Source organism: Variovorax paradoxus B4, assembly GCF_000463015.1.
In the GTDB taxonomy this organism is placed as follows: domain Bacteria; phylum Pseudomonadota; class Gammaproteobacteria; order Burkholderiales; family Burkholderiaceae_C; genus Variovorax; species Variovorax paradoxus_E.
This window is the reverse complement of record NC_022247.1, coordinates 4708478-4734655: the sequence shown is the minus strand read 5'-3', so window position 1 is coordinate 4734655 and position 26178 is coordinate 4708478. Positions and strand designations below refer to the sequence as shown.

Here is a 26178-nt window from a genome sequence, read left to right as displayed (position 1 = left end):
GGGTCAACCCTCGATGCGAGTCGCTTCGATCACCGGACATCCGGTGATGCGGCGGGCGATGTCGAGCGCTGCGGTCGCATTGGCCGCGCGGAATTGCACGAAGGGGGCCGCGCCGGTGTCCGAAGGATTCAGGTGGCCGAGGGCGTCGCGCGGCGTGTAGCTGCAGCGATAGCGACGCTCGTTGTCAGCCTTGGTGGCTGAGATCTGAGAGAGGCGATGTGTCGCCCGTGGGGGGTGCTTGTGTCCAGTGAGATCCATGTCCATCTCCGTGTTGAGATGGACAAATTAAAGCATCGCTTTGCTTTATTCGTCAAGCGTAGCTTTAAAATAAAGCGGCACTGCCGGCACTGGCCGGCGCCCAAGGGGACAGTTGAACCTTAGTCAGGGCTCCATTTGCTCGGTGAGACGACCGCACCAACAGGTTGCATGTCTTCGAGGTCTTCAAGATCAACTGTGAATCGTTCTTCCCCGTTCACCGACATAACTTGGATTGAGCCGGGGCGGCGAAACAGCAACTCCTTAACCATCTTCTTGCCGTCGCGAAGCTTCAGCAGCACGTACTCGCCTTCTCTCGGCTGTCCGTTCGGTTCGATCAGTACGTACCAACCGTCTCGAATTGCCGGGTGCATGCTCATACCCCTCACGCGGAGGCAGTAAGCGTTTGGGTCTTGGGTCTGGATTTCGATGTGCCCGTCGCCTGCGCCAGGCACCCATGAGAAGTCTTCGAAGTAGCCGTTGTCACCCATTTTGGCTGTGCCCACCACGGGCACGCGGCGAGCGATCTTTGCCATCCCAGCGAACTCTGGCTGCGGATCATCATGCGCGCCTCCAAGCAGTCTTTCCACTGACCAGCCTGTCAACTGGGCAATCGTGGGCAAGTGTTCGCGAGCGATCTTGCCGGTACGTTTCCAGTTACTTACGGCTTGCTCTGTGATGCCGCGAGCTTCGGCTATTGCCTTCGGCGCAACGCCGGATTCAGCTAGGGCGCGAGTGAAATTGGACGCGAGCGTTTGCTGGGCCGGTGTCATGGTCGCTTTATCCTTAAGCATTGCTATAGTTTCCCGGCGAGTTGACACTACGGCAACAAGCAGCGATTGACTTTAAGTAAAGCGACGCTTTAAGATGGCGGATATGGAAACCGCCACCCCGTTCCCTCCTATCGAGCGTGCCATCGCGGTCGTTGGCTCTGCCACCGCATTGGCGCATCGTCTCGGGGTCACTCCTGCGGCTGTAGGTCAGTGGAAAAGCCGAGAGCGTCGTGTGCCCGCTGAGCGCTGCCCCGAGATCGAGCGAGAAACCGGACGCGCCGTACGCTGCGAAGACTTGCGGCCTGATGTCGCGTGGGGCGTGTTGCGGGCGGCTGGCGGGGAGGGCGCCTATGAATAAGGTGCACGGCTCCCACGACGCTTCGCGCCGCTCACTGCACTCGGCGCTGATGTCGTCCGTTGTGGCCGACGAAGTCGAGTGCTTTTTCGACGGTGCTAAAAGGCAGCCCGAGCTAACTCTGACTGCGTGCGAGCCAGTCGGCTTGTTCTCGAATGGACGAGAGCAACCGATAGCGCATCTCCTGCATGACGCCGGCGGCGCCTCCTTGCTCACTGGCATGGCGTCGAGCACTGAAATAGATCGCGGCGCGAGATGCCAAGCGATTCGCCTTCTGCCGGATGTAGGAGTCGGTGCCCAAGTGTCCGCACAAGAAGGTGATCCGGTTGAGGCGCGCCGAATCTGCGACCGGTGCGGCCCCGTCGAGCAACTGTTCAATTTCATCGCACGTCGAAAGGATCTCGGGCCATGAGTTCGTTGCCATGTGCAATGCCGCCTCTGTCGGTCAGGGTTGAGAAAGTCGTACTCGTCCAATGCCAGCGGGGCGAAGGGGAGTCTCGGCGTGATGTGCTGCAGATTTTCCACCTGAACGGTGATTTGCTGGCCGAGCATGACCGCATCCATGAGGACCCGGAATACGCGTCCTACCACTTGCGCAAATCGCTTGAATTGGGGAGGCCGCTTGGATAACGCCCTGGCCAGCACTTCCGGGCGAGGGCCTGGCGGAGCCGCGAGCGGTGCAGCCGCTTTCGCGCTATTGGTTTCAATCGACGAGGACGGCAACGTAGAGATCAGGTCGCCAGAGCGGCGCCGGGGGCTCCGGTTGACCGCGGACGAAGCGCGCGCTATCCAAGCAGCGCTAGTGCATCGCGATCTCCAATCCAGACTTGGTAGTGCACCTGCTTCTGGTCCTTCTTCGTCCACTTGCGGCCTCGGTACGCGAGCATCGCAATCTTCGCGGCCTGAGCGTCCGTCAAGGGAAAGTACGTGATGACGCCGATGCGAATCTCTCCGACAGCGAAGATCTTCGGATGGGTGACGCGGGGAAGTGATGTCATGAGTCCTGCCTCCGACAGTCATTCTGCCCGTCCCCCGCAGTCGTTCCCATGGTCGCCTATCCGTAGAAGACCGGTTGATCGCGCGAGGACGATCCGCTACCGCGAACACGATTGCACCAGCTCGAACGAAGGCGCCAGCACGCGCGAGCACAGCAGCTCCATCGCCGCTTGCTGCCGCGGCGTTTGGAGTCCGTGGGCGCGTGCGCTCGCGCCCACGATTTCCAGCCATGCCGCGATGTTCGCGCGGCTCAAATCCGGTTCCACCTCAAGCAGAACCACAAGCTGCTCAAGGAACTTTTCAATTGCATCAATGCGCTCGCCGAGCGTGGGAGCGCCTGGCGCTGCTGCTGCGTGGAGAGCGTGAGTCTCTGAGGTTTGCATGAGAACGAATATCTCAATTGACGCGGCGCACGGCTATGGCGCCGATGAGCCCGTACCCAACAAGCTGCGTGGCCACGATGCGGCGGTCGCTGCCTATGACACTGCGCACGGCTATCAGGGCGGCATCGTTGCCCTTGCCAAGCGCGTGGGACACAACCCCAACACGTTGACGCACAAGGTCAACCCGCAGAACACGACCCATCACCTCACGCTGCGCGACGCCATCGAGATGCAGTGGCAGAGCCGGGACTACCGCATCCTGCACGCCATGGCCGGGGAGCTGGATCACGTCTGCATCCGGGCCACGCCGGCGCATTCCGAAGGCGATCCGCTCGATGCCCTTGTGCAGCTCCAGATGGCGTTCGCCGACTACGTGCAGGCGCTCGGCGAAGCATTGACGCGCCGCAAGGACGGCGTGTCGCGCAACCAGATGCGCAAGGCGGAGCACCACGCGGCGGAGCTGGTCGCCAATGTCGGCCATTCGCTGGCGATGCTGCGCGGCCTGATGCGGGAGGAACCGAAGGCATGAGCGCAGCGGATCGACTTGGCCGGGGAGGGCGCCCGACGCCATGAGCATCAAAGTGATGTCGATGGTCTTTGATCGCTATCCATCGGGCGGCATGGAGCGGTTGCTCGCGCTCGCGATGGCCGACCATGCCAGCGATGACGGCCGGCGCATCTGGCCCTCGGTGGATGAGCTGGCCCGCAAGACCATGCAGAGCCGCAGCAGCGTGCAACGGCAGATCCGCCGGATGGTGGCAACCGGGTGGCTGATTCAGGTCAAGACGGCGACCGGGCGCCCGGGCGTGACCAACGAATACCGCATCTGTCCCGAGTGGATCGAAGGCGGCGAAGTGCCGGTTCCTGAGAGGGGTGTCAATTTGACACCCCTCGATGACGCGCCCCCACCTGAAGTTATCCACACGGGTGTCAATCTGACACCCGTCTCGAAGCCCGAGAGGGGTGTCACCACGGACGAGAGGGGTGTCACCGGAGACGAGAGGGGTGTCACAGCTATGACACCCGAATCTTCAGAACCATCAATGAACCAATCCCCCCTACCCCCCGGCGGGGGGGCGACCGGGTTCGATGAACTTTTTGCGATCTACCCGAACCACGACAACCGGCTGAAGGCCGAACGCCGATACCGGCGGATGGCGCCAACCGCCGCGCTGCAGCAGACGATGCGCTCGGCCATCGAGGCCCAAAGGCTTAGCAAGAGGTGGACAAAGGACGGCGGGGAGTTCGTGCCCGAGTTCGCCACCTGGCTCCGCAACGAGCGATGGCGGGACGTGCCGCGTGCGCCTGACGCTGGCCCTGCGGCCGGGGCATGGCACGAGACGCGCAGCGGCATCGACGCGAAGGCGCGTGCACTGGGCCTGGCGCCATGGGACGAAGCGGCCTTCTCGGTGGGGCGCGGCGAAACCTATCTCGCCTTCACCGCAAGGGTGCGGCGTGTGGCCGAGCAGGCAGGGGAGGCGGTATGCGCGTGACCATAGGCTTCAGTGGTGCTGGCCTTGCCAGCATGCAGGCGCAGCTTGCCAAGCTGTCGGGGCAGCAGGCCAAGCAAGCCTATGCGAATGGGCTCAGCGATGGCGGCTTCCTCGCGCGGCGCGAGTGGCAGCGCGAGATGCGCGACCAGTTCGACCGGCCGACGCCCTACATCCTCAAGAGCGTCTATGTGCGCAAGGCCACGCCCGACCGGCTGAGCGTGGACATCGAGCCGACCTACTTCGGCGGCAAGGGCGTGGACCCGCAGAAGATCCTGCAGGCGCAAGAGTTCGGCGGTGCGCGCAGAGACAAGCGCAGCGAGGCCGCACTGCGCCGCATCGGCATCCTGCCTGCCGGCTATCAGACGGCCATCCCCGACACGCCTTTCCCCGGCAGCGACGACGGGCGCGGCAATGTGCGCGGCGGCTTTCTCGTGCGCCTGCTGTCCTACTTCCAGGCCATGGGCGAGCAGGGCTACAAGGCCAACATGACGGACAAGCGCAAGGCCCGTCTGCACAAGGGCACCAAAGGCCGCGAGGGCGTGCGCTTCTTCGTGGCCTATGGTCATCTTCGGGGTGGCCCGACACAGCACCTTGCGCCCGGCATCTGGGCCGCAACAGGCCAAGACGGATTCATCGTGCGGCCCGTGCTGATGTTCGTGCGTGATGGCATGTACGAGTCGCGCATCAGCCGCCAGCGCGTGGCCGAGCGTGCAGACCTTGAGCCCTACGTCGAGCGACGCATCCGCTATCACGTCCGAAAGCTGGTGGGCGAATGAACAACAGGCAAGCCATGTCCATCCGCCGGGGCGCCCCTGGGAAAAGGAGCGGGTCCCTCCTGGGAGCACCGGATACGGGTAATTCGAACCGCGTGCTCGGACTGTTCAGCGCACTTCCTAAGGGGGTTAAGTGAAGGTCATCGAAGCACTCAATGTGCAGATCACGCAGGCCGAGTTCGCAGAAATGATCGGCGTCAGCGAAGCGAAGGTCAGCCAGCTTGTCGGCGAGGGCGTTATCGCGCGCGGCGAGACGGCGCGCACCTGGCTGCAGGCCTACTGCCAGCGTCAGCGCGAAGTGGCGGCCGGCCGCATGTCGGCCGAGATGGGAGGACTCGACCTTGTGCAGGAACGCGCCGCGCTTGCGCGCAGTCAGCGCGAGGCGCAGGAAATCAAGAACGCCACCGCGCGCGGGGAGTACGCCCCGGTCGAACTGCTGGCCGATGTGCTCAGCACCGCATCCAGCGCGGTGGTTGATCGCTTCGAGCAGTTGGAAGGCGCGCTGCGCCGGACCTGTCCCGATCTGCCGGACGAAGCGAAAGCCACCGTGATGCAGATCGTCACGTCGGCGCGCAACGAATGGATTCGCTCGACCGCCAAACTGGTGGCCGAGCGCGTCGAGGATGCGTATGGCGAAGATGATGAAGAGGACGAGGACGGCGACGAAGCCGCAGGGATGCTCGCAACCACGGGGGCATCCGTTTGAAGCCCGTTTCGCGTGAAACACTCGACGCCGCCATCGGCGCCGTGCGCATCGGCCTGAGCGGTCTTCGCGCAGAGGCCTTCCAGCGGCTGAGCGACTGGGCGGCCGAGCACTTCAAGCTGGCCGGAGAAAGCTCGCACCAAAAGGGCGGCTGGGTTGCTTGGTCCTTTCAGGTCGGCATCCTCGACTTCATGAGCGACGACCGCATCGAGGAACTCGATGTGATGAAGTCCAAGCGCGTGGGCTACACGAAGATGATCACCGCCTTCGTCGCCTATAACATCGCGCACCGCCGCCGCAAGCAGGCGCTGTGGCAGCCCACCGACGACGACCGCGACAGCTACGTCAAGAGCGAAATTGATCCGATCCTCGACCCGGTAGACGGTGTGCCGGCTGTGCGCGCGGCGCGCAAGCAGGGCAGGGGCGTCGAAGACACCATCAAGCTCAAGAAATTCCGCGAGAGCGTTCTCCATCTGCTCGGCGGCAAGGCCAAGCGTGCCTATCGCCGCATCACGGTGGCTATTGCCATCCTCGACGAATGGTCCGCGTTCGACCAGTTGATCGAGAAGTCGGGCGATCCGGGCGGCCTGGCGAAAGGACGGCTCGAAGGCGCGCCGTATCCGAAGTTCGTCGGCGGCTCGACGCCGGGCGTCAAGGGCCTCTGTCATGTCGAGCGTGCGGTCGACAACGCCGAAGGCTACGTGCGCTTTCACATCGACTGCCCGCATTGCGGCGTCGAGCATCCGCTCATGTGGGGTGGCAAGGACAAGCTCTACGGCTTCAAGTGGGAGCGGGGCCAGCCCGAGAGCGTTCGCCACGTCTGCCCCCATTGCCACCAGTCCATCCGCCAGAACGACTACCTGCCGAGCGATCAGCCGCTTTCCGGCTCGTGGGTGTGCGGCAAGACCGGCAAGCGCTATGGCCCGGATCGCATCTGGCGCGACAGCGCCGGCATGCCGACTCGGCCTCCGAAATCCCTGGGCGTCCACATCTGGGCGGCCAACAGCCCACAGCGCACCTGGGAAAGCATCGTCAAGGAATTCGAGGAAGCGCTCGGCCCGCTCGCCAGCGGCGACACCGGCCCCATGCAGCTCTTCGTCAACGAGACGCTTGGCGAGACCTGGGAGATTTCCGGTGAGCGCACCGACGAGCATGCACTGCAGGCGCGCGCCGAGCCCTACGCGCTGCGCACCGTTCCGGTCGGCGGACTCGTACTCACGGCCGGCGTGGACGTGCAGCGCGACCGTTGGGAAATCGACGTGTGGGCCTGGGGGCGCGGACTCGAGTCGTGGATCGTTGACCACCACGTCATCCACGGCAATCCCGCCTCGGAGGACGATTGGCTACCGGTGACCGAGTACCTGAACCGGCGCTACACGCAAGCCTGGCACGGCGCGAGCATGGGGCTGAGCGCCATCTCCATCGACTCCAGCGACCAGACGCAAGCCGTCTACAACTGGGTTCGAAAGAACCAGCATCACTTGCCGAAGCTGCGTGCCGTCAAAGGACGTGGCGAAGAGAACATCCACGTCCTCGGCCCAAGCAGCCCGCAGGAAGTGCGCTTCAACGGCAAGAAGATCCCGAACGGCATCAAGCTGTGGAATGTCGGTGTGGACACGGCGAAGGACCTGCTGCTCGGCCAGCTCGCCATCGAGAAGGCCGGGCCGGGCTTCGTGCATTTCAGCCAAGAGCTGCCGCGCGAGTGGTACGAGCAGCTCACGGCGGAGCAGCGCATTCTTGCCAAGGTGAACGGCAAGGAGGCCTATCGCTGGGTGAAGCGCCGGCCGCGCAACGAAGTGCTCGACAACCGCAACTATGCGCTGCATGCCGCCTTTGGACTGGGGCTGCACAACCATTCGGACAAGCGCTGGGGCGAACTCGAAGCCGCGGTGCAGCCGCCCCAGGATCTCTTTTCCACTGCCAGCGCACCGGCCAGCGTCAGCGCGACCGGTCCTCTGCTGGACGCAAAGTCATTGCATTCGGCCCCGTTCGTGGCTCCCCTGCCTACGGCGACCACCGCAGCGGATGCGGACATCTTCTCTCCCATTGCCTTGAACTGACCATGACGGCCCCAATCCCAAATGACGAACCGCTTGCCATCATTGAGGAGGAAGCTCGCGCGATGGCGCGGTGTTTTGGTGTGGCCGTACCAGAAGACGCTGCAGCGTCACTGATCGAACGCATCCTCCTCAGGCTGGGAGGCGCACACATCTATCTCCCCCGGCGGACTTCACGAAAGCGGCAGCAAGCGCATCGAGAGATTGTTTGTAAATTCAACGGCAGCAACTTGATGGCGCTCGCGAAGGAGTACGGTATGACGCCGCGGCATGTCAGGCGGATCATCTCAGATGGAGCGCAGAAGCAGCCTTTGGGGAAAGCAGATGTCCCGTAGCCCGATGAGTCGGCACTTGCTCCGATACGCGCTTCGCTCAAAAGAGAGACTCCATAGCAGAATGGTCAGGCGAACAGCTTGTGACATGCGAGAAGCCAACCCCTCCGCCAATATCTACAAATGATATGAACTCCAGCGAAACCGAAAAAGCATTGCAATTGCCAGATTATGCGGCACTAAAGAAATTGGCGGCAGGACTTTGGCGTCAAGACAATTCTTCCCACGGCGCAGCAATTATGGTTGGAGCGGGATTTAGTCGAGTCGGCGCAGTAACATTGGATGGAAAAAAGAAGTTACCTCTTTGGATTCATCTATCTCAAGCGCTTTCTCAAGACTTGAATGCCACCGGCGCTGGAGACCCGTTGCGCCTCGCCGAAGAATACCAAGCTTACTTCGGTAAACCTGCGTTGCATGATTTAATTAAACGAGAAATTAATGACGGCTCTTGGCTTCCTGGTGATCTTCACAAAGATCTATTGAAGCTCCCGTGGACGGATGTTTTAACGACAAACTGGGATTCTCTTCTAGAGCGCGGCGCTTGGGAGGTAATGGAGCCTGCGTATAACGTCGTATCAAAGGCGGAAGATCTGGCCAATTCGCGATCTCCGCGAATAATCAAACTGCATGGCACGGTTAATTTGTCTGAGGAATTGATTTTCACTCAAGAAGATTACAGAAAATACCCTGAATCTCATGCTGCCTTTGTGAATTTGGCGCGCCAGATTTTTATTGAAAACGAATTATGTCTGCTCGGATTCTCCGGAGATGATCCTAATTTTTTGCAATGGGCCGGCTGGGTGCGGGATAAGTTGTCTGCACACGCCCGTCGCATTTACCTAGTTGGCCCGCTCAATCTCACCGCCTCGAGGCGTCGATACTTGGAGTCGATAAATATTGCTCCTATAGATTTAGGCGCGATTGTTTCGGAATACGACGATCTCGATACCAAGCACCTAAAGTCAACCGAAGTCTTCTTGGAAATTTTGACCGCGCTAAAACCCAAGGCGCCTTGGGATTGGGCGCCGCGCTCAATCCACAGATCTTTAGTTTCAAACGAAGAACTCGATAAAACACATAAAGACGAAAAACATGCGGCAACATTGCTTGAACGGCAGTTGTCAATGCTTATTTCTGATAGAGAGTCATACCCGGGTTGGGTTATCTGTCCTGGGGGGATCAGATTTCCATTGCAAACTCAAATCTGTGATCCTTATCCGAGCCTTAAGATAATTTCTGCCCTGTCGGAAGATGTGCGTGCGAAGTTGCTCTATGAGATCGCATGGCGGCATACTGTTTCCTTCGAGTTGGCTCATTCATGGCTTGCAGAGCAATTCTATTCAATTTGCAATCCGGCAGTTGGCTGTGCTTTAACTAAACGGCAACAGATGGAAGTGGCATTGCTGCTTTTAAAAAGATCTAGTTGGTTTGATGACGAATCAAGCCAAAAATTGGCGAAAGACGTTTTAAAAATTCTTGAAGATAATGTTCGATTTTGGCCGGAAATCGCAAGTGAGATTGCTTTGCATCAGGCACGCGAAGCGCGAGATAGACTCGATTTCTCCACGATGGAAAATAAGGTTGAAAGCGTCGCGGAGATCGATCCCGTCCAAAAGCTGCAAAAGGCAGCAATCCTAGCGGAGTGTGGCAGATTCGAAGAGGGTGAGAAACTTGTAAAGGCCTCATTTCGTGAGCTATCTGATCAATATCGGAATAGCCGGAATTCAATTTTCGTTTTATCTCGATTGGCGTGGGCGACTTGGCTTTTGCGTGGCTCGCAACGCTGGAGCTCTGAAGCTCCTTTTGATGCTTTTTCAATTAACTATCAAGAGGCTAAGTGCAATCCGTGGGATTGCATGGAACAAATTCAAGACCGAATTACCAAAGCTGCTGAAAAGCAAAACCAGAACGAAATCAATCCGTCTTTTGAGCCTGGACGGTACACCGACAACTCAAAGAATATACATTTTTCCAATGAGATTCACCCTATTTTGCTATTCCAAGGGATCGCCGACTCTATCGGTATACCCTTGCGCCTAGACGGGGTCAGCTTCTTAGTTGATAAAGCTGCACGGTTAGTAAAACTTGACGGTATTGACGACCTTCATAGATTTTCGCTCGCAATACGCGCAGCGGATAGTGATTCTGCCGACTCTATAAAGCATGTCTTCTCCAGAGTGCAGATGGCTCGAATCTCACCGGAAGTTGCGAACGAGCTCCTCGCCAGATGCATGCGTGCGGTCGACTATTGGAAGAGCAAGCTAGTTTCTTCAACGGGTCCTATGAGAGGCACTGCGCTGAACAAATTGAGAGTTTTCATGGAGGTTCTTGCGCGTGCGATGGTTCGTGCCTCATCTGATCAAGCCAAACAAGCTTTCAGTATCGCGATGGAGATAGGGAAAGATGGGCGATTTCGGCATATTTGGCTGGTAGAAGCATTGGGGCATTTGATTGAATACTCATTGCAAAGCATTCGGGCCGATCAGCATAAAGAAATACTGTTAGAAGCGCTGAATTTTCCGCTTCAATCGGAAATTAATCTTGGTGATTTTCCGCGATGGCCTGACCCTGCCATCAAGAAACCTGGCGAGAGGGGTTTGAATCCTACTCTTGATCGTCGCATTGACGAAATCATCGAAAAAGTAGGCCCTTGCTCTAAGGCGAGCGCCTCAGCGCTACTTAGACTTTTGCCGCTTATTGCGGCTGATTTCCTTACTGAAGTAGAAAAGGAGAAATGCGCCAGAATGATTTGGGGGTGCGAGTCCGTTGGTAGCCTCGTTCCTGAAACAGGGCTTTTTAAATCTGCTCTTCTCGAACTGCCATCCCCTGACGTTGTTGCGACAAGATCTGTGGTGCGAACATATCTCTTCGAAAGGATGGACGACAGTCTGTATCTTCACGAAGTTCTGGCTTCCATTCTTAATGCATCAAATATGGCAATTGGAAATGAGTTTCCGAGCGAAGCTCAGGCGATAAATTACTTCCAGCGTTTGACAGAGTGGCGGCCCAAAAATGATGCCAATGACTACTTTGATACGTTGGCTGCGTCTCAAAGAAGGATCTCACTTTTAATTGGAGACGTTCTTGCTCGCTCAGTCGTACCATCATTGCCATCCACTGAGTTGACGAAAGCCAACTTCGAAAGGCTTTTGTCATTCTGCTTGGATGCGAACTCGCCGAGAGCGAACGCGGCGCTCGTTTTTTTTGCTCCTCTGCACAGCGAGAATTCCGCTGCCGTGAAGAAAATAATAAAAGGAGGATTGGGCGACCAGGACTCTCTTAAGGTTGCTTGTTCTTCTTATGCGCTTCTTAAATGGAGAGAACTGCGCGCAGATGAAGTGGTCGATGAATTAATATCGAGGCTGGTTTATCTGGTGGAGACAATGCGTTCGCCCGGCCTGCCAGTTCTGCTTTGGACCGCAAATCAGATGGTTAAAAATAATTGGCTTAACTCTTCGCAACTCGAAGTGTTGACCGATGCAGTTCCCGTGATATTTGACGGGGCAAATTACAATCTTACTGCTCCGGTAAGTCGCGATGCTGTCAGCGTTTCCCTATTGCGCGCGGCTTGTGTCAAGCTTGCCCGTGAATTGATCGCTGTGAACGATCACTGCGCCGAAGAATTGATGCGGGTGATGGAGGAGGCCAAAGCAGATCCGCTTCCTGAAGTTAGATTTGCTGAAATTTCGACTGAATGAGTAGAGTTGGTCGTCGCTCTTTTTTTTCGAAAATTCGTGCTGGGCGCAGTTCATTCGCTTGGGGACGCAATTTTGTGATTTTGTCCAGCGGAAATGTCCGCGATGAACTGTTGTCATCGCATGCATGGGCATTTACCGCCACCTCTCAGTTGCTGAACTTCAAGCCACCCGCACGCGCCTCATGGCGTCGCTGCAGGATCGGCTGACCGCTCCCAGCTCCGCCGCCCATAACGGGCGATCCGTCCAGTACCAGCAGAACGTCGCCGAGATCCGCAAGGAAATCGCCGCCGTGAGCGAAGAGCTTGACCGCCGCTCGGGCGGTGGCTCGCGTGGCCCCATCTACATCGTCTGAGATGGCTCGCCGCACACGTCGATTCCATCCGGCTGCAAGCGCGAGCGCCTCGGCGCGCCCTGGCGCGGCGATGGCCGCCCACGACGCCGCATCCGGCAACGACCTGGCGATGCGCGACTGGAACCCGGTCAGCGGCAGTGCCGATGCGGATCTGCTGCCGGACCTCGACACGCTGACCGCGCGGTCCCGCGACCTCGGCCGCAACAACGGCCTGATGGCCGGCGGCATGCAGACCCTGCGCGACAACATCGTGGGCGCGGTGCTGCGCCTGAGCGCCACGCCGGATTACCGCCTGCTCGGCTGGACGCGCGAGAAGAGCCGCGAGTGGGGCAACATCACCGAAGCCAAGTTCCGGTCATGGGCCGAGACGGTCGAGTGCGACGCCTCGCGCACGCAGAACCTGCTCGGCCTGACCCTTCAGGCGCTGGGCGGCGCCATGCTCAATGGCGACGCACTGGGCCTGCCGCTCTGGCTGCCGCGGCCCGGCTCGCGCTGGAACACGCGCCTGATGATGGTCGAGTCCGACCGGCTCATGACGCCGGTCGGCCTGGAGCACCGCGAAGACATCCGCAAGGGCATCGAGTTCGACAAGTGGGGCGCGCCGGTCGCGTACCACGTCCTCAAGCGCCACCCGGGCGATGCCTTCGCGTTCGGCTTCTACGGCATGACGCGCGACGCGCAGCTCATGGAATGGGATCGCATCCCCGCGTTCACTCCATGGGGCCGTCGCCGCGTCATCCATCTGCACGACAAGGAGCGCACCGGCCAGTCGCGCGGCAAGCCTGTGGTGTCGGCCGTCATGCGCGAGTTCCACATGGCCGGCAAGTACGCAGCCAACGAACTGCAGGCCAGCCTCGCCAACTCGCTGGTCGCGGCTTTCCTCGAATCCGATCTGGACCCGGCCTCCGCCGCTGAGCTGTTCGGCGAGAACCCGCGCGAGGCGTGGAATGCCTCGGTCGCGCAGACCCGCAACATCCGCCAGCTCAAGGGCGCCGCGGTCATCCCGCTGCCCGCCGGTGCGCGCCTGTCGAGCTTCACGCCCGGGCGCCCCAATCAGGCCTTCGAGGCTTTCATGCTCGCCTCGCTGCGGCACATCGCGGCGGGCATGAACCTGCCCTATGAGCTGCTGCTGAAGGACTTCAGCAAGTCCAACTACAGCAGCGCGCGCGCCGCGCTGCTCGAAGCCTGGCGCTATTTCCATGGCCGGCGCCGCTGGCTCTCGGACTACTGGCTGCGCGCCATCTATGAGCTGTGGCTCGAAGAGGCGATCAACGCGGGCGAGATCGAGGCGCCGGGCTTCTACGAGAACCGCTACGCCTATGTGCGTGCGCGGTTCATCTTTGGTGGCCGGGGCTGGGTCGACCCAGTGAAGGAAGCGCAGGCCGCCGCGCTGCGCATCGAAACCGGGATCTCGACGCTGGAAAAGGAATGCGCCGAGCAGGGCGACGACTTCGAAGAAGTCATGGACCAGCGCGCCATCGAAATGCGCATGGCCGCTGAGCGTGGCCTGAACACCGCGCAGCCGATTGCCGTCGCTCTGGCCGCGAGCGGGCAGGCGAGCCGCACGGACGAAGACGAGGGAGCCGGCAAGACCAGCGGCAACGGCCAGACCGAGGAAACCACCGCATGAAGTACCCCCACATCGCCGCGCGCATCTTTAACACGCCGCTGTTGATCCATCCCCAGAAGCTCGACGCGATCATCGCCGGCTTGAGCGACCGACTGCTCGGTGCGGTGCCGTTGGCCGTAGCTGCCGCAGATGGCTCCCGCATGCTGGCGCCGGAGCTGTTCTCGACGCGGCGCGGTGAAGCGAGCGACCGCGGCTACCGCGTGGTCGAGGGCGTCGCCGTGCTCAACATCAGCGGCGCGCTCCTGCACCGCAGCCGGCTCGACATGGCCGAGAGCACCTTTCTGGTGGGCTACAACGACCTGGCCGCCGACCTCGAAGATGCGATGGGCCATCCCGACGTGCATGCGGTGCTGCAGGTCTACGACAGCCCGGGCGGTGAGGCGCAGGGCGCCTTTGAATACGCACAGCGCGTCTTCGATCTGCGCGGACGCAAGCCTATGCAGGCCATTGCCGATGGTATGGCGCTGTCGGCGGCCTACCTTGGCGCAAGCGCAGCCGATGAAGTGGCCGTGACAGCCACCGGCTATGCCGGCTCCGTCGGCGTCGTGTCGCGCCACGTCGATTTCTCGCGCGCGCTCGACCAGGACGGCATCACCGTGACGCACATCTTTGCGGGTGCGCACAAGGTGGACGGCAACCCTTACGAGCCGCTGCCCGAGGATGTGCGCAGCGCATGGCAGGCCGAGATCGATGGCCTCTACACGATGTTCGTCGATGCGGTGGCGCGCCATCGCGGCATGGATGCCGTCGCCGTGCGCAAGACACAGGCCGCCAGCTATTCGGGCGTCGCCGCCGTGGCCTCCGGCCTGGCCGACCGCATCGCCACCACCGACCAACTCATTTCCGAGCTGGCTGCCCAGCGCAGCCGGTCCTTTCCTGTCGGGCCGACCGCCCGATCCAACGCCAACGACAAAGGAGTTTCAATGTCTGGCACCACCACCAACGAGGCGGGCGGTCATCAAGCCGCAGCAGCCACCGCCGGCACCCCGCCGGCCGCCCCGGGCGCGTTCACGCAAGCCCACGTCGATGCCGCGCGCGCCGAGGGTCGCGACGAAGGCGCCAAGACCGAGCGCACCCGCGTGAGCGGCATCTTCGCGCACGAAGCCGCCGCCGGCCGCACGCAGCTCGCCATCCAGTGCGTCACCAGCGGCCTGACGGTCGAGCAGGCCGGCGCCGTCCTCGGCGCGGCGCCTGCCGCCGCGCCCGCCAGCTCCGCGAACGCCTTCGCCACCGCGATGGCCACGCTGGGCAATCCCGACGTGTCCGGCGTCGAGGCCGCCACGGGCGCAGCCGCCGACGAGGCCGCGCTCGCCAGCCAGATCGTGTCGAGCTTCCGCGGCTCGCGCTGATTCCCCCCACACACAGGAACACAGGAGTTCTCGACATGGACTATCGCGCCGAATTCAAGAGCGAAGGCGTCTCGTCTTCCAAGGTGCTCGTGGCAGGCAATGCGCACCTGCTCGTGGGCCGCAAGGTCACGCTGCTGGCCGGTCGCACCTACGCGGCCGGCACCGTGCTGGGCGTCATCACCGCTTCGAAGAAGCACACCGTGAGCGAAGCCGCCGCCGCCGATGGCAGCGAAGCACCGGATCTCATCCTGGCCGAAACGGTCGATGCCACGGGCGGCGACCGTGAAGCGCTGGGCTACGCCCGGGGCGACTTCAACGCGAGCGCGCTCGTGATCGGCGCCGGCCACACGCTCGATGGCATCACCGAAGGCCTGCGAACGAAGGGCATCACCTTGCTGCCCGACATGGCCTGAGGCGGCTTCACCCCACACATCCCACAGGAGAAACTTTCATGGACATCTTTTCCACCGGCGTGCTCGCGCGCGTCATCGCCGAGCTTCCGGCCCCCGCGCCCTTCATCCTCAACTCGTTCTTCCGCGATCTGCAGACCGAGACAAGCGAGGACATCCATTTCGATGTCGCTAACGGCCGCCGCCGCCTGGCCCCGTTCGTCGCGCCCATCGTGGCCGGCAAGGTCGTGCAGTCGAAGGGCTTCAAGACCGGCACCTTCAAGCCCGCCTATGTGAAGGACAAGCGCGTCTTCGACAGCTCGCGCCCCTTCAAGCGCGCCATCGGCGAGCGCATCGGGGGCGAACTGTCGCCGGCGCAGCGTCAGCAAGCCTTGCTGGCGGGCGATCTGCAGGACCAGCTTGAGATGCTCGCGCGCCGACAAGAAGTCATGGCGGTGGAGGCACTGCGCACTGGCAAGGTCACGGTGGTGGGCGAAGAGTATCCGGCCGTGGTCGTGGACTTCGGCCGCCATGCCGACCTGACGAAGGCGCTGGCGGCGGGTGCGCGCTGGGGAGAGGCCGGCGTCGATCCGCTCGAAGATGTCAACGAGTGGTCGATGCTGGTCACGCAGCACTCCGGCGCTGCGGCCAACACGCTCGTGATGGACGTGAAGGCCTGGCAGCTCTTCAGCGCGGCGCCTTCGGTGCAGAAGCTGCTCGACCGCTTCCGCGGCAACGACAAGCTCAACGCCACGGTGGTGGGCGAGGGCGGTCGCTATATGGGCAACATCGGCGACTTCGACATCTGGGTGTACGCAGGCTGGTACGAAGACCCGGCGACCGAAACGTTGGTGCCCTACCTGCCTGACTACACGGTGCTCATCACCAGCCCGGACCTCGAAGGCGCCCGGGCCTATGGCGCGATCCGCGACGAAGAGGCCGGCTTTCAGGCCGTGCCGTACTTCTCGAAGTCTTGGGTCGAGAAAGACCCCGCCGTGCGCATCCTGCTGCTGCAGTCGGCGCCGCTGCCGGTGCCGTACCGCGTCAACGCGTCGTTCTCGGCCAAGGTGCGCTGAGCGAGGCGTGGCGATGGAAGCTCCCTTTGCCCAGATCGAACGCATGGTGGACGCCGGCGTGCTCGGCCATCTGGCCAATGCCATCGCGACGGTGGCGGGGCGCGACGTGCCCGTCATCTTCGACGATCCGGCCTCGCATCTCTTCGACGGTCAGGTCGACGCGCGCGCGCCGGAGTGCTCGGGTGCGATGGCCGATCTGGGCGCCGTGGTGCGTGGTGACTCCATCGTCGTTCGCGGGGTTGCCTACGAGGTCATGCGCACGGACCCTGATGGCGCCGGCTTCGTCCGCCTGACGCTCGGGAGCCTCTGAACGTGCTTGCCCTCGAACCCGTCATCGTCAGCCGGCTGCGCGAGACCCTGGACGCTGCGTGGACCGTCAAGGGCTACACGTCCGACAAGGGCGAGCGCCCCGGCCATGCGCTGGCCTCCGTCATGTTCGCCGCCGGCGCCGTGTCGGACGTGAAGGCCGGCGCGGTGGCGCTGCAGCCTGGATGGCAGGTGCTGCTCAGCGCCAAGCAGGGCGCGGACGCGGCGCTTCTGCTCGACGCGGCCTTCGCCGAAGTCATCGCCTCGCTTCACAACTGGGAGCCGGGGTCCGCCGGCGGCCGGCGCTGGGGCGCGCTGTCGCTGGTGCGCTTCGCGCCGCCGCAGTACCCGCTCGAAGGCTTCGTCGGCATCGAGCTTCTCTTCTCCACCACCGGCCGCTACCACGGCCAAGCGTGAAACCAATCTACGGAGCCACCATGGCAAACATCTACGAAAAGAGTCAGTACATCATCCCGCGCGGTCGCGTCTTCTTCGACGTGCTCGATGCGGCCGACCAGCTCACGGGCGAGCGCCACCTCGGCAACTGCCCCACCGTCACGCTCAACATCGCGACGGAGAAGGCGCCGCACTACAGCGCCGAGGCCGGCCCGGGCGTCAAGGACGCGAATCGCGTCGTGCGCATCGACCGCACCGGCAAGATCACCTGCGACAACATGAGCGCGGACAACCGCGCCATGTTCATCTCGGGCGAGAAGTCCACGGTCACGCAAGCGACCGGCGCGGTTGCCGCCGAAGAGATCACCGTCACGCCTGGCCGGTTCTACCAGCTTGGCCGCACCGACGCGAACCCGGCCGGCGCGCGCAAGGTGTCGGACGTGGTCGTGACGCCCGATGCCGGCGGTGAGCCTTACGAGCTGGGCGTCGACTACACCGTCGATGCCGCCCTCGGGCGCCTGCAGATCCTCGCAAGCGGCGGCATCCCGGCCGGAAAGATCAAGGTCGCGTACGCGAAGCCCGCCACCACCTGGCTGCGCATCAAGTCCGGCGACAAGGCCGAGCTGCGCGGCGCGCTTCGTGTGCTTTCCAACGTGGCCGAAGGCGAGCAGATCGACACCTATTGCCCGCTCGTGACGCTGGCGCCCACCGGCGACATGTCGCTCATCACCAGCGACGACGCCTATGTGCAGATGGAGTTCGACATCGAGGTTCTGACGCCGCCCAACGGCGTGGCGATCTTCGAGGACGGCCGCCCCATCGAGATCTAACCACTTCGCCTCGCTGCCGCTCTCGCCGAGCGGCGGCGACGCCTGGCGCTTCGCTGGAGGCGCCACACGTCGCCGCACAGGCCCTCATCTCAACACTCTCCCAAAGGTTTTCACTTGGCCTTCAAGCCGATTCAGATCCTCATCAATGCCAAGGACGATGCGTCCAAGGTCTTCGACAAGCTGCAGGCGCGCCTTGCCGCGTTTGCGGCCGTCGTGCTCGGCTACTTCGGCATTCAGGCATTCGCCGGGTGGGTGAAGGGCGGCGCCGACTTCGAGCAGGCGCTGAGCCGCGTGCAGGCCGCCACCGGTGCGACTGCCGCCGAGATGCGCGCGCTGCGCAAGGCGGCGCAAGAAGCCGCCGCCGATGCCCGCTATGGGTTCACCGAGCTGGAAGCCGCCGGCGCGCTGGAGAACCTGGCGAAGGCCGGCCTCAGTGTGCGCGACGCCATTGCCACATTGCCCTCGGCGATGCAGCTCGCACGCGCCGGCGATGTCGAGCTGGCGACCTCGGCCGAGTACCTGACAAAGATCGTCAATGGCCTGGGCCTGTCCTTTGCGGATGCGGGCCGCGTGGCCGACGTGCTCGCGCTCGGTGCGAACGCCACCAACACCAGCGTGGCGGGTTTGGCGCAAGCGCTGAGCTATGCGGCGCCGCTCGCCAACACACTCGGCCTGAGCCTCGAATCCACGGTCGCCATCGTGGGCAAGTTCGCCGATGCGGGCATCGACGCAAGCCGCGCCGGCACGGCGCTGAACAGCATCTTTGCGCAGTTCTCCGACCCGGCCAGCAAGTTCCGCACGGAACTGGCCGCCGCCGGCATCACGTCGACCAATTTCGAGAAGGCGCTGCACGAGCTGGCCGCGGCCGGCCCCGCGGGGCAGCGCGCCATTGCGGCGGTGGGGCAGGAAGCCGGCCCGGCATTGCGCGCGCTGCTGAATCAGGGCGTGGTTTCGCTCGATGCGCTGACCAAGAAGCTGGAGAACGCCAAGGGCAGCGCGGCCGAGACGGCCGCCATCATGCAGTCGAACCTCAATGGCGCGCTGAATGCCCTGCGCACCGCATGGGACTCGACGCTCAACGCGCTCACCACGCCCATCCTCCCGGTGCTGAAGCAAGGCGTCGAACAACTGTCCGGCGCACTGCGTGCCGCAGTCGCCGATGGCACGGTAGCTAAGTTCGGCGCCGCGCTTGCGCTGGCGTTCCAGAACGGCATCAAATGGGTGCAGGCCTTTGTGGCGAGCGTCGATGTGCCTGCCCTCGTGGCGAAGGCGCAGGCGATTGCCGACCGCGCCGGGGCGCTGCTCGACAGCTTCGGCCAGAAGGCGCAGACCACCGGCAACATCGTGCAAACGGTGTGGGGCGTGATGGTGGCCGGCGCCAACGTGGTGCTGGCGGCCATCTACAAGCAGGCCGAGGGCATGGCCATGGTGGTCAGCGCCGTGCAGGCCGGCATCGCCACCATCATTGCCGGCCTGGCGAAGATCACCTTCGGCGGCCTCTCGGCCGCCTTCAAGGCCGCGGCCGAAGAGGTGCGCCTCTCGGCCGAGGCCACCGGCGCGGTGGCCGATGCGTTTGGCGAGAAGGCCGGCCAAGCTTTCGACCGCGCGACCGAGGGCGCCGAGCAAGCGCGCGCCGGATGGGCGGGCCTGACCGGCAGCGCCGAAACGACCACGGCCGCCGCCACCAGCGGCGCGGCGGCCTTCGCGGACATGGCCGCCGAGATGAAAGCCGCCGGCGACAGCGCGCAGGAAGCAGGCCAGAAGGCCGCCAGCGCGGCCGAAGAGCAGCGGGCAAATGCAGAGGAAGCCCGGGCCTCGGTCGCGCGGCTGCGCGGCGAATACGACCAGGCCATTGCCACCGGCAATCTGGAGCTTGCGGCGCAGAAGCTCGGCGAGCTGAAGAAAGCGAACCTGGCCGCGGCCGACGCGGCAGGCGTCAACAAAAAGGCCCAGACGGAAGCGGCGGCGGAGATTGCCGCGGCCTTCCAGCGCGCCGGCGTGGAAACCAAAGAGCAGCTTGAGATTGCGGCCAAGACCGCCTTGCGCGACTTCGAGCTGATTCGCGACAGCGGGCAAGCGACGGCCATCGGCCTGGGCGAGGCATGGAAGCGTGCCGCCGAGGCGGCCATCGCTGCCGGCAATGGCGTGGCCCCCGGCTGGGTGGAAGCGCAAGCTGCGATGCGCGGCTTCGAGGTCGTGCTCGACAGCGCGGGCCGCTCCACGCTGAAGCTGCGCGACGCGCAAACCGACGCCATGCAGGCGGCCCATGGCCTGGCCGGTGCGCTGCGCGAGGTCACGAACGCACGCGAGCGCGACATCGAGACGCGCGAGAAAGCCAACGCCCTCAAAGAGCGCGAGAACGCGCTGGAGAACAAGCGCCTCGGTCGCGATGCGAAAGGTTTCTCGACCGACAAGGACGGAAAAACCGTCAACGCCGGCAGCGACCTGGGCACCTTGACCGGCATTGCCGCGTTCCTCAAAGCCGCCGGCGTCAGCGACGAGAAGAGGGCGCGCGCCATCGCGATGGAGTTCGCCGATTCCAAGGGCGACATCCCGTTCTTCAACAACCCGGGCCAGAAGAAGTACGCGGACGGCGGCACGCTGAGTCAAGCGCTGCTCAAGGCGGCCGAGAAGGAAACCTTCTTCGGCAAGGGCAACACGCCGACCGCGATCCCGGTCCCCGAATCCAACCGCACTGTGAACCTGCATCTCAACCTCAACGGCCGCGACTACGGGACGGTCCAAACCAATGCCGCCGGTGCGGACGCCATCGAGGACTTGCTCGCGCAGCTCGGCGCCGCGGCCGGCACGTCGTCCAACCGCCCGAGCCGATAGACATGGCCACTTCGAAGTTTCACACGCTGGCCGGCCTGCAGATCCCGCGCGGCATGGTCTGGTCCGATGAGTTCGGCTGGAGCCGCGTCGAGAAGAGTCTCGAGTATTCGCTCACGGGCGCGGCCTTGATCGATGCCGGCGTGCGCCTGGCGGGCCGGCCAATCACCTTGCAGGGCGAGGTCGATGCCGGGTGGATTCAGCGCGGCGCCCTGTCGGCACTGCAGGCCCTGGCCGAGGCCAACGCCATCGGCACCCATGCGCTCGTGCTGGCCGATGGCCGCACGTTCAACGTGCAGTTCGCACCCGGCCTGCCCGTCGAGGGCAAACCGCTCGCGCGCCCCGAGCTGCCCGTCGAGGACTACCCCTACATCGCCACCGTGCGACTCATCACCGTCTGACCATGCCCATCTTCGAATCCGACATCAAGCTCGTGGCGACCCAAGTCATGGACGACGTGCCCGAGGGCGGCGGCGCGCCGACCTCGACCGTCATCCCCGATGGCAAGAGCAACGCCATCTTCAAGGACATCAGCGAAGTGGACCGCGCGCAAGGCGACGTGTCCATCATGAAGGTGGCCGCGACCGTCCAGACGCTCAACACCGATACGGCGCTGGGCGGCACCGTCATCATCGCCCGGCCGCCGCTCGACCCGAACGTGTCGGCGGCCCTGTTCGTCACGAACGACTTCTTCGACCGCCGCGCCGCGATCCAGAACCGGCTGGAGGCCTACACGACGCCCGGCGAGGAATTCACCGGCTACCTGCTCGCGAACCATGTGCAGGGCCAGCGCTCGATGTTGATCTTCCAGCGGCCGGGCGCCACGCCGCCGACCGTGAACAGCACCTTGCAGCTGAGCGGCGGCGGCAACACCGAGGCCGTGCGCCTCACCGAAGTCAAGGTGGAGTCCCGCACCTACAGCTATTCCACCAGCGGTGGTTTTGTCGACTACGAGGCGCAGGTGTGCGTCTGCGAGCTGCAGAACGGCCTCAAACACGACTACGCCGGCACGCCGGCCAACCGCCTCTTCGAGCGCACCCAGACGGCTGCGGCAATCAATCGCATGCTCGTGGCCGACGCGGCGCGCTTCTACGGCGTCTCGCGGCTGGTGGTGAACGCCAGCACCGGCGACCTGTCGGTGAAGGTGGACCGCATCGACACCCAGATCGCGCCGACCTCGACCACCGAGATCTCGATCACCGACACCTCGGCGGCCGGCTCTTCCATCGCGCTCGTGCGTTCGGGCGCCGGCGTCGTCACCTTGAACACCGGCGCGCTCTTCGGGCCGAACGCCACGCTCACGCTCGGCAATCCGTTCTATGCCGGCACGCTGTCGATTGCGACCAGCGCCGGCACGATCACCGATGACGGCGGCCGGCTCAAGCTCGGCGCGCTCACCATTGGGACGGCCTCCTATGTCGGCGGCACGCTGACCTTTGCGAGCGACGCGCCGCAGATCGGCGGCACGAAGGCCATCACCTTCGGGCCGGCCGCGGCGCCGATTGAGCTGGCGGATTCGGCCTCCATCGCCGTCAACGCGGAGAATCGGCGCGTCAATTACCCGCTGACCATCCTGCCGCCGCCCGCGCCTGGCACCTTGCGCGTGGCCTACCGCGCGGGCGCGAACTGGTACGAGCTGGCCGACGACGGCGCCGGCCGGCTGCGCGGCGCCGATTCGAGCATTGGCTCGGGCACCGTGGACTACACCACCGGCACCGTCGCGCCCACACTCGGCGTGCTGCCCGACGTGGGCAGCGAGGTGCTGTACTTCTGGGGCGCCAAGGCCAACTACCGCGACCGCAGCGGCGTGCTGCCCTCGGCCGTGTTGATCCGCCTCGCGCTCGACAACCAGGCGGCGCAAGCGAGCACCATTGCGGTGGACTGGAACGACGGCGCGGACCGCCACGCGAGCGACAACGGCAGCGGCGTGCTCACGGGCGACGCCACCGGCCCGGTCAGCTACGCGACCAGCACCATCGACCTGCGCCCCAACACGCTGCCGGCGTCGTCGGTCGCCTTCACCGTGGCCTACAGCCATGGATCGCCCGAAACCAAGGCCTTCCCGGCGCCGGCGCGGGATGTCGATGGCGCCATCACCTTGAACCTCGGCAAGACCAACATTGCGCCGCGCTCGCTGGCGCTGAGCTGGAACCTCGTGCTGATGTCCACCGGCGGCGTGCCGGCCGACATGTGGGTGCCGCAGAACTTCGCATCGACGAAGACCATCACCGACGACGGCGCCGGCAAGCTGGTCGATGGCCTGGGCGTCGAGTTCGGCACGATCACCTACGCGACCGGCGTCGCCAAGCTCTACCCGGAAGCGGTCGTGACCGTGCCGGTGCCGCAGTGGGCCGTCAATCAGCTGGGCATCCTCGGCACGGTGCTCTCGCCGGCGCTGCCTGGCGCCTTCCGCAACACGCTGACGGGCTACACCTATGTGCCGCTCAATGCCACGCTGCCGGCCGACGCCTCGGCGCTCGTAACGGCCGATTTTCGGGTCGCCGGCGCCGGCACCGCGAAGAGCCAGACCTTCAATCAGCCGAAGCTCTCCATCCAGCTCCTGCCGAACGCGAGCGAAGTCGGCGTGCCGGGCAGCGTGAATTTCACGGTGGGCGGCAAGACCTACTTCGACCGGGCCGGCGCGCTGTACACCGACCTCGATCCGGCCACTGGCGCGGCCACGCAGGCGGGCAGCTACGACTACGCCACCAACACCGCGAGCCTCGACGTGTGGCCGGCTTCGGCGTCGAGCACCGTCACGGTGAACAGCCTGCTGACGGCGCTCAGCGGCCAGCCGGTGGAGTACGTGGTGTTCCGCACGCCCGTGGCGCCGATCAGCCCGGGCACACTGCAATTGCTGGCGACCAAGCTCAACGGCGGCACGATCAACGTCACGGCCGACATGACGGGCTTCATCAGTGGGGCGAATGTGCGCGGCACCGTGGACGCCTCGACCGGCGTCGTGAAGGTGCGCTTCGGCGACTGGGTGACCGCGGCCGGCAATGAGTCGGAGCCGTGGTTTCACGCCGATGCGGTCGGCAGCGACGGCAAGATCTGGAAGCCGGTTCCGGTGTTCGCCAGCACCGTCCGCTACAACGCGGTCGCGACCACCTCGCTGCCTGTGGACGCGACGCTACTCGGCCTCGATCCGGTGCGCTTTCCGGCGGATTGCCGCGTGCCGATCTTCTGGAAGGGCGGCCTCGTGGTCATCGGCAACACCAAGCGCCTGCCGGCGGCCGTGGTGTCGAACGGCCAGACGCTCAGCGCCGGCCGCGAACGGCTCTCGCGCACACGCCTCATCGGGGCCGATGGCCTCGCCATCGAGACGGGGTACACGCGCAATCTCGACGCCGGCGAGCTCACCGTCACGGACGCCTCGGCCTTCGCGCAGCCCGTCGTCTACGAGCACACCATCGAAGACATGCTCACGCTCACCGATGTGTCGATCGATGGGCGCCTGTCGTTCGCGAGCCGCCTGTCGCACGACTACACCGCCGGCGACACCTACGTGAGCAGCGCGGTGCGCATGGGCGATGTGAAGGCCCGTGTGTCGCTCTTGTTCGACCAGCAGAGTTGGACCGGCCAATGGTCGGACAGCCTCATCGGCAACGCGGCCGATCCGACCTTCAACGACATCGATTACCCGATCACCGTCACGAACAAGGGCGCCGTGACCGAGCGATGGCGTATCCAGATCAACGGCAGCGGCACGGCCTACAACCTGATCGGCGAGCACGTCGGCCAGATCGTGACGGGCCAGAGCCTGACAGCCGACTGCGAGCCGGTCGGCCCCTCGGGCGTGCCGTACATGCGCATCCCCGCGGCCGGCTTCGGCTCGGGCGGCTGGCCTGCGGGCTCCGTCATCCGCTTCAACACCGTGGCGGCCACGTTCCCCTTCGTGGTCATCCGCACCGTCCAGATGGGCGCCGAGGCCGTGAACGACGACTCCTTCGAGCTGCTGGTGCGCATCGGCGTGGACCGCCCCTGATTCAAGAGAACGAGAGGAATTGAAATGGCTTCTGTAGTCGATACCAGCGTCAAGCACTTTGGCAGCTTCATGGGCGCGGCGGTGCCCGTCATCAACGGGGTCGCGGGGTCCGTCATCGCCGCCATCGACGCGTTTGCGGTCAATGGGTTTGACCTCAAGAGCGCGACCAGCCTCGTGGTTTCGGGCGGCGTCGCGACGCTGGCCTTCACCGGCTCGCACAGCGCGAAGGTGGACACGGTGATCCTCGTGGCCGGCAGCAGCGTCGCGGCGCTCAATGGCGAGCAGAAGGTGACGGCGGTCGAGGCCGGCGTGGTGCGGTTCGCCACCGCGGCACCGGACGGCGCGGCCTCGGGGGCGACCACCTTCAAGATGGCGCCCCTCGGCTTTCTGAAGACCTTCGCCGGCGTCAACGTCGCGACGTACAAGCCGAGCGCACCACAGGCCAGCGGGTTCACCTTGCGGGTCGATGACACGCTGGCGAACTACGCGCAGGTGCGTGGTTACGAGCAGATGACGGACGTGAACACGGGCATCAAGCAGTTCCCGTCTACGGCGCTGGTCGGGGCCCAGAACTGGGGCAAATCGGAGGTCGCGACGGCGGCGGCCCGCAACTGGTGGGCCTTTGGCGATGCACGAGGCTTTTATCTTTGCATCGCACCGGGAAACACCTATCCGCTGAACAGCCAGTGCTTCTACTTTGGTGACCTGAATGCCTACAAGAGCGGGGATGCTTTTGCCTGCGTGCTGAATGCCTTCAACGGCACGAATCCGCATCTCATCGCGAGCCTCGTCAACGGCTGCGTGGGGGCCACCAGTCGCGGCGTCATTGCCGGCGGTGTGGCGCGGGCTTCAACCGGCGTCGGGGGCAGTCAGTACAACTATGCGATTGGCGCGGCAGGTTTTGGCAGCGACCAATACAGCGGAGCGAGCAACTACGGGTTGGGCAACTACCCGAACCAGGCCGACAACGCGCTCATGACACACAAGCTGTTGTCTTACCAAACGGTGAACAGCACCTGGCGGGGCGCCTATCCGGGGCTGTTGCATACACAGCAGACCGGCGCCGGGCCCGCATTCCTGCCGGGCGACATCGTGGACGGTTCCGGTGCGTTGGCGGGGCGCCGGCTGCTTGCCGTTCGCGTCGGACCGCCTGGGGGCAGCTCGTACGGGGTCATCTTCTTCGACATCACCGGCGGCTGGAGAGACTGACCG

At 63.8% G+C, this 26178-nt stretch carries 25 protein-coding genes; 20 read left to right on the top strand and 5 right to left on the bottom strand.

The window, feature by feature from the left end; genetic code table 11:
* Positions 1–3 precede the first annotated feature (3 nt).
* Both VAPA_RS22085 and VAPA_RS34000 read right to left on the bottom strand, forming a co-directional pair.
* Positions 4–258, bottom strand: a complete 255-nt coding sequence (locus VAPA_RS22085) for a hypothetical protein (protein ID WP_021008992.1) — start codon at positions 256–258, stop codon at positions 4–6.
* Between the two features lie 119 nt (positions 259–377).
* The gene (locus tag VAPA_RS34000; RefSeq protein WP_021008991.1) at positions 378–1028 is read right to left on the bottom strand and encodes a LexA family transcriptional regulator; all 651 of its coding nucleotides are present in this window, start codon (positions 1026–1028) and stop codon (positions 378–380) included.
* Positions 1029–1122: 94 nt separating this feature from the next.
* Here VAPA_RS34000 and VAPA_RS33995 point away from each other — a divergent pair, with 94 nt between their 5' ends.
* Positions 1123–1386, top strand: coding sequence for a transcriptional regulator (locus tag VAPA_RS33995; RefSeq protein ID WP_329604087.1), 264 nt, complete (start codon positions 1123–1125; stop codon positions 1384–1386).
* Positions 1387–1498: 112 nt separating this feature from the next.
* Here the strand turns inward: VAPA_RS33995 and VAPA_RS22075 are convergent, their stop codons facing one another.
* From VAPA_RS22075 to VAPA_RS34545, 3 genes are all read right to left on the bottom strand, one after another.
* Positions 1499–1807, bottom strand: coding sequence for a hypothetical protein (locus VAPA_RS22075; RefSeq protein ID WP_021008989.1), 309 nt, complete (start codon positions 1805–1807; stop codon positions 1499–1501).
* 361 nt (positions 1808–2168) lie between these two features.
* A complete protein-coding gene (locus VAPA_RS22065; protein WP_021008987.1) occupies positions 2169–2381 on the bottom strand; it encodes a hypothetical protein in 213 nt (70 codons plus the stop codon).
* A 96-nt stretch (positions 2382–2477) separates the two neighbouring features.
* On the bottom strand, positions 2478–2762 hold the full coding sequence (locus tag VAPA_RS34545; protein ID WP_021008986.1) for a hypothetical protein: 285 nt from the start codon (positions 2760–2762) through the stop codon (positions 2478–2480).
* Here VAPA_RS34545 and VAPA_RS33620 point away from each other — a divergent pair.
* The 19 genes from VAPA_RS33620 (at position 2761) to VAPA_RS21975 (ending at position 26175) form a co-directional block, all read left to right on the top strand.
* Complete coding sequence (locus tag VAPA_RS33620) at positions 2761–3291, top strand: phage regulatory CII family protein (protein WP_021008985.1); 531 nt, start codon at positions 2761–2763, stop codon at positions 3289–3291. The two genes, VAPA_RS34545 and VAPA_RS33620, sit on opposite strands and share 2 nt — an antisense overlap.
* 40 nt (positions 3292–3331) lie before the next feature.
* Complete coding sequence (locus VAPA_RS33615; protein ID WP_021008984.1) at positions 3332–4255, top strand: helix-turn-helix domain-containing protein; 924 nt, start codon at positions 3332–3334, stop codon at positions 4253–4255.
* The gene (locus VAPA_RS22050; RefSeq protein ID WP_021008983.1) at positions 4246–5031 is read left to right on the top strand and encodes a hypothetical protein; all 786 of its coding nucleotides are present in this window, start codon (positions 4246–4248) and stop codon (positions 5029–5031) included. The genes VAPA_RS33615 and VAPA_RS22050 overlap by 10 nt, the downstream gene beginning before the upstream one ends.
* Positions 5032–5161: 130 nt before the next feature.
* Entirely contained in the window at positions 5162–5734 is a 573-nt protein-coding gene (locus tag VAPA_RS22045; protein ID WP_021008982.1) for a hypothetical protein, read from the top strand.
* Positions 5731–7791, top strand: a complete 2061-nt coding sequence (locus tag VAPA_RS22040; protein ID WP_021008981.1) for a phage terminase large subunit family protein — start codon at positions 5731–5733, stop codon at positions 7789–7791. Before VAPA_RS22045 ends, VAPA_RS22040 begins: the two co-directional genes overlap by 4 nt.
* 2 nt (positions 7792–7793) lie before the next feature.
* Entirely contained in the window at positions 7794–8123 is a 330-nt protein-coding gene (locus tag VAPA_RS33610) for a Mor transcription activator family protein (protein WP_021008980.1), read from the top strand.
* A gap of 125 nt (positions 8124–8248) precedes the next feature.
* On the top strand, positions 8249–11818 hold the full coding sequence (locus VAPA_RS33990) for an SIR2 family NAD-dependent protein deacylase (RefSeq protein WP_021008979.1): 3570 nt from the start codon (positions 8249–8251) through the stop codon (positions 11816–11818).
* 124 nt (positions 11819–11942) lie between these two features.
* A complete protein-coding gene (locus VAPA_RS22030) occupies positions 11943–12170 on the top strand; it encodes a hypothetical protein (protein WP_021008978.1) in 228 nt (75 codons plus the stop codon).
* A 1-nt stretch (position 12171) separates the two neighbouring features.
* Positions 12172–13800: a phage portal protein gene (locus VAPA_RS33605; protein ID WP_021008977.1), complete on the top strand. Its 1629-nt coding sequence runs from the start codon at positions 12172–12174 to the stop codon at positions 13798–13800.
* Positions 13797–15149 (top strand): S49 family peptidase, encoded by a 1353-nt coding sequence (locus tag VAPA_RS22020; RefSeq protein ID WP_021008976.1) that lies wholly within the window; start codon positions 13797–13799, stop codon positions 15147–15149. Before VAPA_RS33605 ends, VAPA_RS22020 begins: the two co-directional genes overlap by 4 nt.
* Before the next feature lie 35 nt (positions 15150–15184).
* Complete coding sequence (locus VAPA_RS22015) at positions 15185–15562, top strand: head decoration protein (RefSeq protein ID WP_021008975.1); 378 nt, start codon at positions 15185–15187, stop codon at positions 15560–15562.
* Between the two features lie 38 nt (positions 15563–15600).
* A complete protein-coding gene (locus tag VAPA_RS22010) occupies positions 15601–16614 on the top strand; it encodes a major capsid protein (protein WP_021008974.1) in 1014 nt (337 codons plus the stop codon).
* 13 nt (positions 16615–16627) lie between these two features.
* On the top strand, positions 16628–16924 hold the full coding sequence (locus VAPA_RS22005; RefSeq protein WP_021008973.1) for a head-tail joining protein: 297 nt from the start codon (positions 16628–16630) through the stop codon (positions 16922–16924).
* A 2-nt stretch (positions 16925–16926) separates the two neighbouring features.
* Positions 16927–17337: a hypothetical protein gene (locus VAPA_RS22000; protein WP_021008972.1), complete on the top strand. Its 411-nt coding sequence runs from the start codon at positions 16927–16929 to the stop codon at positions 17335–17337.
* Positions 17338–17357: 20 nt separating this feature from the next.
* Complete coding sequence (locus tag VAPA_RS21995) at positions 17358–18146, top strand: phage tail tube protein (protein WP_021008971.1); 789 nt, start codon at positions 17358–17360, stop codon at positions 18144–18146.
* A 114-nt stretch (positions 18147–18260) separates the two neighbouring features.
* The gene (locus tag VAPA_RS21990) at positions 18261–20981 is read left to right on the top strand and encodes a phage tail tape measure protein (RefSeq protein ID WP_021008970.1); all 2721 of its coding nucleotides are present in this window, start codon (positions 18261–18263) and stop codon (positions 20979–20981) included.
* Positions 20982–20983: 2 nt separating this feature from the next.
* Positions 20984–21379, top strand: a complete 396-nt coding sequence (locus VAPA_RS21985; protein WP_021008969.1) for a hypothetical protein — start codon at positions 20984–20986, stop codon at positions 21377–21379.
* A 2-nt stretch (positions 21380–21381) separates the two neighbouring features.
* A complete protein-coding gene (locus VAPA_RS21980; RefSeq protein WP_021008968.1) occupies positions 21382–24966 on the top strand; it encodes a hypothetical protein in 3585 nt (1194 codons plus the stop codon).
* A gap of 24 nt (positions 24967–24990) precedes the next feature.
* Positions 24991–26175 carry a hypothetical protein gene (locus VAPA_RS21975; RefSeq protein ID WP_021008967.1) on the top strand — a complete coding sequence of 395 codons (1185 nt, stop codon included), beginning with the start codon at positions 24991–24993 and terminating at the stop codon, positions 26173–26175.
* Positions 26176–26178 lie beyond the last annotated feature (3 nt).

Excerpts from the sequence above, each read along its gene's own strand:
- VAPA_RS22085 (WP_021008992.1), bottom strand. The coding sequence starts at position 258 with ATGGATCTCACTGGACACAAGCACCCCCCACGGGCGACACATCGCCTC.
- VAPA_RS34000 (WP_021008991.1), bottom strand. The coding sequence starts at position 1,028 with ATGACACCGGCCCAGCAAACGCTCGCGTCCAATTTCACTCGCGCCCTA.
- VAPA_RS33995 (WP_329604087.1), top strand. The coding sequence starts at position 1,123 with ATGGCGGATATGGAAACCGCCACCCCGTTCCCTCCTATCGAGCGTGCC.
- VAPA_RS22075 (WP_021008989.1), bottom strand. The coding sequence starts at position 1,807 with ATGGCAACGAACTCATGGCCCGAGATCCTTTCGACGTGCGATGAAATT.
- VAPA_RS22065 (WP_021008987.1), bottom strand. The coding sequence starts at position 2,381 with ATGACATCACTTCCCCGCGTCACCCATCCGAAGATCTTCGCTGTCGGA.
- VAPA_RS33620 (WP_021008985.1), top strand. The coding sequence starts at position 2,761 with ATGAGAACGAATATCTCAATTGACGCGGCGCACGGCTATGGCGCCGAT.
- VAPA_RS34545 (WP_021008986.1), bottom strand. The coding sequence starts at position 2,762 with ATGCAAACCTCAGAGACTCACGCTCTCCACGCAGCAGCAGCGCCAGGC.
- VAPA_RS33615 (WP_021008984.1), top strand. The coding sequence starts at position 3,332 with ATGAGCATCAAAGTGATGTCGATGGTCTTTGATCGCTATCCATCGGGC.
- VAPA_RS22050 (WP_021008983.1), top strand. The coding sequence starts at position 4,246 with ATGCGCGTGACCATAGGCTTCAGTGGTGCTGGCCTTGCCAGCATGCAG.
- VAPA_RS33610 (WP_021008980.1), top strand. The coding sequence starts at position 7,794 with ATGACGGCCCCAATCCCAAATGACGAACCGCTTGCCATCATTGAGGAG.
- VAPA_RS33990 (WP_021008979.1), top strand. The coding sequence starts at position 8,249 with ATGAACTCCAGCGAAACCGAAAAAGCATTGCAATTGCCAGATTATGCG.
- VAPA_RS22030 (WP_021008978.1), top strand. The coding sequence starts at position 11,943 with ATGGGCATTTACCGCCACCTCTCAGTTGCTGAACTTCAAGCCACCCGC.
- VAPA_RS33605 (WP_021008977.1), top strand. The coding sequence starts at position 12,172 with ATGGCTCGCCGCACACGTCGATTCCATCCGGCTGCAAGCGCGAGCGCC.
- VAPA_RS22020 (WP_021008976.1), top strand. The coding sequence starts at position 13,797 with ATGAAGTACCCCCACATCGCCGCGCGCATCTTTAACACGCCGCTGTTG.
- VAPA_RS22015 (WP_021008975.1), top strand. The coding sequence starts at position 15,185 with ATGGACTATCGCGCCGAATTCAAGAGCGAAGGCGTCTCGTCTTCCAAG.
- VAPA_RS22010 (WP_021008974.1), top strand. The coding sequence starts at position 15,601 with ATGGACATCTTTTCCACCGGCGTGCTCGCGCGCGTCATCGCCGAGCTT.
- VAPA_RS22005 (WP_021008973.1), top strand. The coding sequence starts at position 16,628 with ATGGAAGCTCCCTTTGCCCAGATCGAACGCATGGTGGACGCCGGCGTG.
- VAPA_RS21995 (WP_021008971.1), top strand. The coding sequence starts at position 17,358 with ATGGCAAACATCTACGAAAAGAGTCAGTACATCATCCCGCGCGGTCGC.
- VAPA_RS21985 (WP_021008969.1), top strand. The coding sequence starts at position 20,984 with ATGGCCACTTCGAAGTTTCACACGCTGGCCGGCCTGCAGATCCCGCGC.
- VAPA_RS21980 (WP_021008968.1), top strand. The coding sequence starts at position 21,382 with ATGCCCATCTTCGAATCCGACATCAAGCTCGTGGCGACCCAAGTCATG.
- VAPA_RS21975 (WP_021008967.1), top strand. The coding sequence starts at position 24,991 with ATGGCTTCTGTAGTCGATACCAGCGTCAAGCACTTTGGCAGCTTCATG.